Annotated in this window: 8 protein-coding genes; 7 read left to right on the top strand and 1 reads right to left on the bottom strand. The window is 66.5% G+C overall.

Annotated elements, in window-relative coordinates:
• A partial coding sequence (locus tag E5198_RS09135) for a DnaA N-terminal domain-containing protein (protein WP_305956043.1) occupies window positions 1-300 on the bottom strand: 300 nt, incomplete at its 3' end.
• Window positions 301-968: 668 nt separating this feature from the next.
• Between E5198_RS09135 and rpmH the strand changes: the two genes are divergently transcribed.
• The 7 genes from rpmH to rsmG all read left to right on the top strand — a co-directional run bounded on the left by rpmH (window position 969) and on the right by rsmG (window position 7,942).
• On the top strand, window positions 969-1,106 hold the full coding sequence (gene rpmH / locus E5198_RS09130) for a 50S ribosomal protein L34 (protein ID WP_090313513.1): 138 nt from the start codon (window positions 969-971) through the stop codon (window positions 1,104-1,106).
• A 13-nt stretch (window positions 1,107-1,119) separates the two neighbouring features.
• Window positions 1,120-1,524, top strand: a complete 405-nt coding sequence (gene rnpA, locus E5198_RS09125) for a ribonuclease P protein component (protein ID WP_136489685.1) — start codon at window positions 1,120-1,122, stop codon at window positions 1,522-1,524.
• A complete protein-coding gene (gene yidD / locus E5198_RS09120) occupies window positions 1,517-1,762 on the top strand; it encodes a membrane protein insertion efficiency factor YidD (protein WP_136489684.1) in 246 nt (81 codons plus the stop codon). Before rnpA ends, yidD begins: the two co-directional genes overlap by 8 nt.
• A gap of 4 nt (window positions 1,763-1,766) precedes the next feature.
• Window positions 1,767-3,422 (top strand): membrane protein insertase YidC, encoded by a 1,656-nt coding sequence (yidC, locus tag E5198_RS09115; protein WP_136489683.1) that lies wholly within the window; start codon window positions 1,767-1,769, stop codon window positions 3,420-3,422.
• 64 nt (window positions 3,423-3,486) lie between these two features.
• Window positions 3,487-4,854, top strand: coding sequence for a tRNA uridine-5-carboxymethylaminomethyl(34) synthesis GTPase MnmE (gene mnmE / locus E5198_RS09110; protein WP_136489682.1), 1,368 nt, complete (start codon window positions 3,487-3,489; stop codon window positions 4,852-4,854).
• A 548-nt stretch (window positions 4,855-5,402) separates the two neighbouring features.
• Window positions 5,403-7,295: a tRNA uridine-5-carboxymethylaminomethyl(34) synthesis enzyme MnmG gene (gene mnmG / locus E5198_RS09105; RefSeq protein ID WP_136489681.1), complete on the top strand. Its 1,893-nt coding sequence runs from the start codon at window positions 5,403-5,405 to the stop codon at window positions 7,293-7,295.
• On the top strand, window positions 7,295-7,942 hold the full coding sequence (gene rsmG / locus E5198_RS09100) for a 16S rRNA (guanine(527)-N(7))-methyltransferase RsmG (protein WP_136489680.1): 648 nt from the start codon (window positions 7,295-7,297) through the stop codon (window positions 7,940-7,942). The genes mnmG and rsmG overlap by 1 nt, the downstream gene beginning before the upstream one ends.
• Window positions 7,943-7,945 lie beyond the last annotated feature (3 nt).

Genomic DNA, 7,945 nt, shown 5'->3' with positions numbered 1-7,945 from the left:
GGGGGCGGGGGCGGGCGTCGCCACCGGAGCGGGCGCCGGGCGCGGCGGCGCGGGGCGCTTGCTGCCGATCAGCAGCGACAGCGCCGGCACCTGGCCGTCGCTGCGCTCGTTCATCAGTTCCAGCAGGCGGCCGATGTACTTCTCGTTGACCCAGTCGAGCACGAAGCGGTTGGGCGCGTACACGCGCAGCTCGTCGCCATGCATTTCGACCTGCAGCGGACGGATCCAGGTGTTGAACAGCTGGGAAGGCAGCTCGTCGCGCAGGACTTCCACGCACTGCTGCCACAGTTCCACGGACACTCGGTTTCCCTCGCTCGGTAAAGCGTCTTGATAGACAGGCAAAGGACACATTGTAGCGGCGAGGCGCCGAGTTATCCACATGCCTGGCGCTCTGCGGCAGGCGAACGACCGAGCTGCGCACGTTTTTTCACCGCCCGTCGCCAGGGACCTCCATCCCCATGTGGATAACCGCACGGCAAACCCATCGGGAACCTTCGGGAAAAGTCGGTTGGCAACTCGCCTGTGGACAAGATGCCCATCCATCCCCAGCTTTCCCCAAGCTGCCGCACACGCGCCACACTTCTTCTCGACAGGCTTCAGTTTTCGTCCAAGCCTTGTGGATAATGGTCTCTGGCTACTTATCCACAGAAACGGGCTTGTACATACATCATTACCAGAACGATCTTTTAAACACTTTCTTGTCTGTGTTGATTATCGGCAGGGGAAAACCGTGCGCCATCGCTGATCGAATGCGGACAGGGACGAGGTCCGTCCGACCGGGCAGGCGAGAACAGGACGTCAACCGTCGAGGCAGGACTGAGCGGAAGCAAGAACGACGACGAGGGCTGTGGATGACTGCCATCGAGCGCTGGTTGGAAATTGACCTGTGCCGAGGCTTTCTCTAGAATCCCCGGTCTCTTTAACTGGGGCTCCCTGTCGGCGCCCTGCGATTACCAGGTAACTGACCCATGAAACGTACTTTTCAGCCCAGCAATCTGAAGCGCGCCCGTACCCACGGTTTCCGTGCGCGTATGGCCACCAAGAACGGTCGTGCAGTCCTGTCGCGTCGCCGCGCCAAGGGCCGCAAGCGTCTGACCACCGTCTGATTGCCCGGAACGGGTGGTGAGTCGGAGTTTCGGCCGGGACAAGCGACTGCTGACGTCCCGACAGTTCGCGGCAGTCTTCGACTCCCCCACCGGCAAGGCTCCCGGCAAGTCTGTACTGCTCCTGGCCCGTGACAACGGGCTCGATCATCCGCGCCTCGGCCTGGTGATCGGCAAGAAGAGCGTCAAGCTTGCCGTCGAGCGCAATCGCCTGAAGCGCATCATGCGCGATTCCTTCCGTCTGCATCAGGAGATGCTCGGCGGTCTGGACATCGTGGTGGTCGCGCGCAAGGGCCTCGGCGATCTGGACAACCCCGAGCTGCACCAGCAGTTCGCCAAGCTCTGGAAACGCCTGGCGCGCAACCGGCAAAGCCCGCAAGCCCGCCCCGAACAGCCGCCGACCGACGGATCCCATGCGTAAACTGGCCCTCGCCCTGATCCAGTTCTATCGCTATGCCATCAGTCCGCTGATGGCCAGCCGCTGTCGCTTCTATCCCAGCTGTTCCTGTTATGCCCACGAAGCCATCAGCACGCATGGCCTCGCTCGCGGTGGCTGGCTGACCCTGCGTCGGCTGTCCCGCTGCCACCCCTGGCATGCCGGTGGTTACGACCCGGTGCCACAGTCCCGCACGTCCCGACCCTCATCGATGGCCGAATAAAACCATGGACATTCAACGCTCGATACTGATCGTCGCTCTGGCAATCGTGTCTTACATCATGGTCCTCAAGTGGAACGAGGACTACGGTCAGCCGCAGCTGCCGGCCGTGGCCGCGGCTCCGGCGCAGACCGCCGTCGGCGTACCGACTGCCGCCACCCAGGCCGACGTGCCGGTAGCCGGCGAGCAGGGCAATGCTCCGGCGAACGTTGCCGCGGCAGCGAGCACGCCGCTGATCCAGGTGCAGACCGACGTGCTCAAGCTGGCCATCGACCCGCAGGGCGGCGACGTGGTGCAGCTGGCCCTGCCGCAGTATCCGCGCAGCCTGCAGAATCGCGACGTGCCCTTCGCCCTGTTCGACAACGGCACCGAGCGCACCTACGTCGCGCAGAGCGGCCTGACCGGCGCCAACGGGCCGGACGCCCGCGCCAGCGGCCGCCCGCTGTACAGCAGCGAGAAGAACGCCTACCAACTGGTCGACGGCCAGGACGAGCTGGTGGTCGAGCTGAAATTCAGCGAGGCCGGCGTCAACTACGTCAAGCGCTTCGCCTTCAAGCGCGGCCAGTACGACTTCACCGTCAGCCACCGCATCGACAACCAGAGCGGCGCGCCGTGGAGCGGCAACCTGTTCGCCCAGCTCAAGCGCGACGCCAGCGCCGACCCGTCGGCGACCAGCGGCGCCAGCATGGCCACCTACCTCGGCGCCGCCCTGTGGACCCAGGACGAGCCGTACAAGAAGGTCGCCATGAAGGACATGGACGACAAGAACCTGCGCGAGACCGTGCAGGGCGGCTGGGTCGCCTGGCTGCAGCACTACTTCGTCACCGCCTGGGTACCGAGCAAGGACGACAGCAACGTGGTGGCCACCCGCAAGGACGGCCAGGGCAACTACATCATCGGTTTCACCGGCCCGGCGCTCAACGTGCCGGCCGGCGCCAGCGCCGAGACCAGCGCCACCCTGTACGCCGGTCCGAAGATCCAGGACAAGCTGGAGGAACTGTCGCCGGGGCTGGAGCTGACCGTCGACTACGGCTTCCTGTGGTTCATCGCCCAGCCGATCTTCTGGCTGCTGCAACATATCCACAGCCTGCTGGGCAACTGGGGCTGGTCGATCATCGTCCTCACCGTGCTGATCAAGCTGGCGTTCTTCCCGCTGTCGGCGGCCAGCTACAGGTCCATGGCGCGCATGCGCGCGGTGGCCCCGAAGCTGCAGGCGCTCAAGGAACAGTTCGGCGACGATCGCCAGAAGATGTCCCAGGCGATGATGGAGCTGTACAAGAAGGAGAAGATCAATCCGCTGGGCGGCTGCCTGCCGATCCTGGTGCAGATGCCGGTGTTCCTCGCCCTCTACTGGACCCTGCTGGAAAGCGTCGAGATGCGCCAGGCGCCGTGGCTGGGCTGGATCGTCGACCTGTCGATCAAGGATCCGTTCTTCATCCTGCCGATCATCATGGGCATCAGCATGTTCGTGCAGACCAGCCTGAACCCGACCCCGCCGGATCCCATGCAGGCCAAGGTGATGAAGCTGATGCCGATCATCTTCACCTTCTTCTTCCTGTGGTTCCCGGCCGGCCTGGTGCTGTACTGGGTGGTCAACAACGTCCTGTCCATCGCCCAGCAGTGGTACATTACCCGGCAGATCGAGCGGGCCGCCAAGGCCTGAATCAGCCGCTGACAGCAGACGCCCCCTCGTGGGGCGTCTTGCTTTCCACCATCCGGAGGCCGCCATGCAACCCGTCCGTGACACCATCGCCGCCGTCGCCACCGCCCAGGGCCGGGGCGGCGTGGGCATCGTCCGCGTATCCGGGCCGCGCGCCCGACCGATCGCCATCAGCCTGAGCGGCCGCGAGCCCGAACCGCGGCATGCCTACTACTGCGAGTTCTTCGGAGATGACGGCGAGGTGATCGACCAGGGCCTGCTGCTGTACTTCCGCGGCCCCAACTCGTTCACCGGCGAGGACGTCCTCGAGCTGCAGGGCCACGGCGGCCCGGTGGTGCTCGACATGCTGCTGCGCCGCTGCCTGGAGCTGGGCGCGCGGCTGGCGCGCCCCGGCGAGTTCAGCGAGCGCGCCTTCCTCAACGACAAGCTCGACCTGGCCCAGGCCGAGGCCATCGCCGACCTGATCGAGGCCAGCAGCGAGCAGGCCGCGCGCAACGCCGTGCGCTCGCTGCAGGGCGAGTTCTCGCGCCGCGTGCAGCGCCTGGCCGACAAGCTGATCGAGCTGCGCATGTACGTCGAGGCGGCCATCGACTTCCCCGAGGAGGAGATCGACTTCCTCGCCGACGGCCACGTGCTCGGCCAGCTCGACGGCGTGCACGCCGAGCTGCTGGCGGTGCAGCGCGAGGCGGGGCAGGGCGCGCTGCTGCGCGACGGCATGACCGTGGTGATCGCCGGGCGGCCCAATGCCGGCAAGTCCAGTCTGCTCAACGCCCTGGCCGGGCGCGAGGCGGCCATCGTCACCGACATCGCCGGCACCACCCGCGACGTGCTGCGCGAACATATCCACATCGACGGCATGCCGCTGCACGTGGTCGACACCGCCGGCCTGCGCGACACCGAGGACCAGGTCGAGCGCATCGGCGTCGAGCGCGCCCTCAAGGCCATCGGCGAGGCCGACCGCGTGCTGCTGGTGGTCGACGCCACCGCCCCGGAGGCGGCCGATCCGTTCGCCCTGTGGCCGGAATTCCTCGAGCAGCGCCCCGATCCGGCGCGGGTCACCCTGATCCGCAACAAGGCCGACCTGTCCGGCGAGGCCATCCGCCTGGAAAGCTGCGCCGACGGCCACGTGACGATCAGCCTGTCGGCGCGCAGCGGCGCCGGGCTCGAGCTGCTGCGCGAGCACCTGAAGACCTGCATGGGCTACGAGCAGACCACCGAGAGCAGCTTCAGCGCCCGCCGCCGCCACCTCGACGCCCTGCGCCAGGCCGGCGCCTGCCTCGAGCATGGCCGCCAGCAGCTGACCCTGCTCGGCGCCGGCGAGCTGCTCGCCGAGGACCTGCGCATGGCCCACCAGGCGCTCGGCGAGATCACCGGCGCCTTCACCCCCGACGACCTGCTCGGGCGGATCTTCTCCAGCTTCTGCATCGGCAAGTAGCCCCTCTCCCGGCCTGCTGACCCGGGGGTCGGCTGGCCGTCACTCCCTGCGTTCCTGCGCCAGGACCGGTTTTTCCGCCGGCCCTGCGCTGTCCCGTGTCCGCTCGTCGGGTCGCGTGCTCAGACAGGACCTTGTCCACACAAGAATCCGTGCGGATAAGCCCTGTGGACAACCTCAATCCAGCTCTTTCGATAAGATCGTCGAACCCATGTGGATAACTGCCCCTGTGGATAACCGACTTGTCCACACACAGCCCCAGGCGGGTTATGCAGAGACCTCCCGATGACCTGTGTACAATCTTATTCAGTGAACAAGTCATTGAAATACAAGGACTAAACGGATCTATCCACAGATTTTGTGCACACCTATAACAAGCTCTAAAACAGTCTTTCTAAAAATCCGTTCTCTCTATTTTTTGTTGATCACCCGGCTCGGTCCGGCCCACACCGGCTGGCTACTTTTTGTCCACACTGCTTCATTCACCCCGGAGAAGCCTCTATACTGCGCGGCTTCCCGAATTCCCTTCCCGAACAGGCACGAGGTGCGTGGTGGATTTCCCTTCCCGTTTTGATGTGATCGTCATCGGTGGCGGCCATGCCGGTACCGAGGCGGCACTGGCCGCAGCACGCATGGGGGTCAAGACCCTGCTGCTCTCCCACAACGTGGAAACCCTCGGCCACATGAGCTGCAACCCGGCCATCGGCGGCATCGGCAAGAGCCACCTGGTCAAGGAGATCGACGCCCTCGGCGGTGCCATGGCCGAGGCCACCGACGTGGCCGGCATCCAGTTCCGCATCCTCAACAGCCGCAAGGGCCCGGCGGTGCGCGCCACCCGCGCGCAGGCCGACCGTGCGCTGTACAAGGCCGAGATCCGCCGCATCCTGGAAAACCAGCCGAACCTGTGGATATTCCAGCAGTCCGCCGACGACCTGATCGTCGAGGGCGAGCAGGTGCGCGGGGTGGTCACCCAGATGGGCCTGAAATTCCATGCCGACAACGTGGTGCTGACCGCCGGCACCTTCCTCGGCGGACTTATCCACATCGGCCTGGAGAACTATTCGGGCGGGCGCGCCGGCGACCCGCCGTCGCTGGCCCTGGCACGCCGCCTGCGCGAGTTGCCGCTGCGCGTCGGCCGACTGAAGACCGGCACGCCGCCGCGTCTGGACGCCCGCTCCATCGATTTTGCGGCGATGACCGAGCAGCCCGGCGACACCCCGACCCCGGTGATGTCGTTCCTCGGCTCGCGCGAGCAGCATCCGCGCCAGGTCAGCTGCTGGATCACCCACACCAACGCGCGCACCCACGAGATCATCGCCGGCAACCTCGACCGCTCGCCGATGTACTCGGGGATCATCGAGGGCATCGGCCCGCGCTACTGCCCGTCGATCGAGGACAAGATCCACCGCTTCGCCGACAAGGACAGCCATCAGGTGTTCCTCGAGCCGGAAGGGTTGTCCACCCACGAGATCTATCCCAACGGCATCTCCACCTCGCTGCCGTTCGACGTGCAGCTGCAGATCGTCCGCTCGATCCGCGGACTGGAGAATGCCCACATCGTGCGGCCCGGCTACGCCATCGAGTACGACTTCTTCGATCCGCGCGATCTGAAGTACTCGCTGGAGACCAAGGTGATCGGCGGCCTGTTCTTCGCCGGGCAGATCAACGGCACCACCGGCTACGAGGAGGCCGGCGCCCAGGGCCTCCTCGCCGGCGCCAACGCCGCGCTGCGCGCCCAGGGCCGCGAGGCCTGGTGCCCGCGCCGCGACGAGGCGTACATCGGCGTGCTGGTCGACGACCTGATCACCCTCGGCACCCAGGAGCCGTACCGCATGTTCACCTCGCGCGCCGAGTACCGGCTGATCCTGCGCGAGGACAACGCCGACCTGCGCCTGACCGAGAAGGGCCGCGAGCTGGGCCTGGTCGACGAGCGGCGCTGGGCGGCGTTCTGCGCCAAGCGCGAGGGCATCGAGCGCGAGGAGCAGCGTCTGAAGAGCACCTGGGTGCGTCCGGGCACCGCCCAGGGCGATGCCATCGCCGCGCGCTTCGGCACCCCGCTGAGCCACGAGTACAACCTGCACAACCTGCTGGCGCGCCCGGAGATCGACTACGCGGCGCTGACCGAGATCACCGGCGAGGCTGTGGATAACCCGCAGGTCGCCGAGCAGGTGGAGATCCGCATCAAGTACGCCGGCTACATCGACCGCCAGCAGGAAGAGATCGAGCGCCTGCGCGCCAGCGAGAACACCGCGCTGCCCGACGACCTCGACTACGCCGCCATCGGCGGGCTGTCCAAGGAAATCCAGGGCAAGCTGAGCACCGCCCGCCCGCAGACCCTCGGCCAGGCCTCGCGCATCCCCGGGGTCACCCCGGCGGCGGTGTCGCTGCTGCTGATCCACCTGAAGAAGCGCGGCGCCGGCCGCCAGCTGGAGCAGAACGTCTGATGTCCGCCGTCACTGCCGCCCACGCCGCCGAACTGCTCCGCGGCGCCGCCGAACTCGGCGTCGAGCTCACCGCCAGCCAGCAGGAACAGCTGCTGGCCTACCTGGCCCTGCTGATCAAGTGGAACCAGGCCTACAACCTGACCGCGGTGCGCAACCCGGACGAGATGGTCTCGCGCCACCTGCTCGACAGCCTGAGCATCGTGCCGTTCGTGCGCGAGGCTGGGGATGACTGGCTGGACGTCGGCAGCGGCGGCGGCATGCCCGGCATCCCGCTGGCCATCCTGTTCCCCGAGCGGCGCTTCACCACCCTGGACTCCAACGGCAAGAAGACCCGCTTCCAGACCCAGGTGAAGCTCGAGCTGAGGCTGGCCAACCTGGAAGTTGTCCACAGTCGTGTGGAAAACTTCCGCCCGGTGCAACCCTTCGCCGGCATCGTCTCGCGGGCGTTCAGCTCGCTGGCCGACTTCGCCCACTGGACCCGCCACCTGGGCGACGCCGAGACCCGCTGGCTGGCGATGAAAGGCCAGTACCCGCACGAGGAACTCGCCGCGCTGCCGGCGGATTTCCGCGTCGAAGCCGAACAGGTGCTGCAGGTGCCCGGTTGCCAGGGCCAGCGCCATCTGCTGATACTGCGCCGCTGCGCCTGAGGA

It is taken from the genome of Pseudomonas sp. A-1 (assembly GCF_004801855.1).
Lineage (GTDB): Bacteria > Pseudomonadota > Gammaproteobacteria > Pseudomonadales > Pseudomonadaceae > Geopseudomonas.
The sequence above is the reverse complement of the archived record's forward strand: the minus strand, read 5'-3'. Positions and strand labels throughout refer to the sequence as shown.

Excerpts from the sequence above, each read along its gene's own strand:
- rpmH (WP_090313513.1), top strand. The coding sequence starts at position 969 with ATGAAACGTACTTTTCAGCCCAGCAATCTGAAGCGCGCCCGTACCCAC.
- yidD (WP_136489684.1), top strand. The coding sequence starts at position 1,517 with ATGCGTAAACTGGCCCTCGCCCTGATCCAGTTCTATCGCTATGCCATC.
- yidC (WP_136489683.1), top strand. The coding sequence starts at position 1,767 with ATGGACATTCAACGCTCGATACTGATCGTCGCTCTGGCAATCGTGTCT.
- mnmE (WP_136489682.1), top strand. The coding sequence starts at position 3,487 with ATGCAACCCGTCCGTGACACCATCGCCGCCGTCGCCACCGCCCAGGGC.
- rsmG (WP_136489680.1), top strand. The coding sequence starts at position 7,295 with ATGTCCGCCGTCACTGCCGCCCACGCCGCCGAACTGCTCCGCGGCGCC.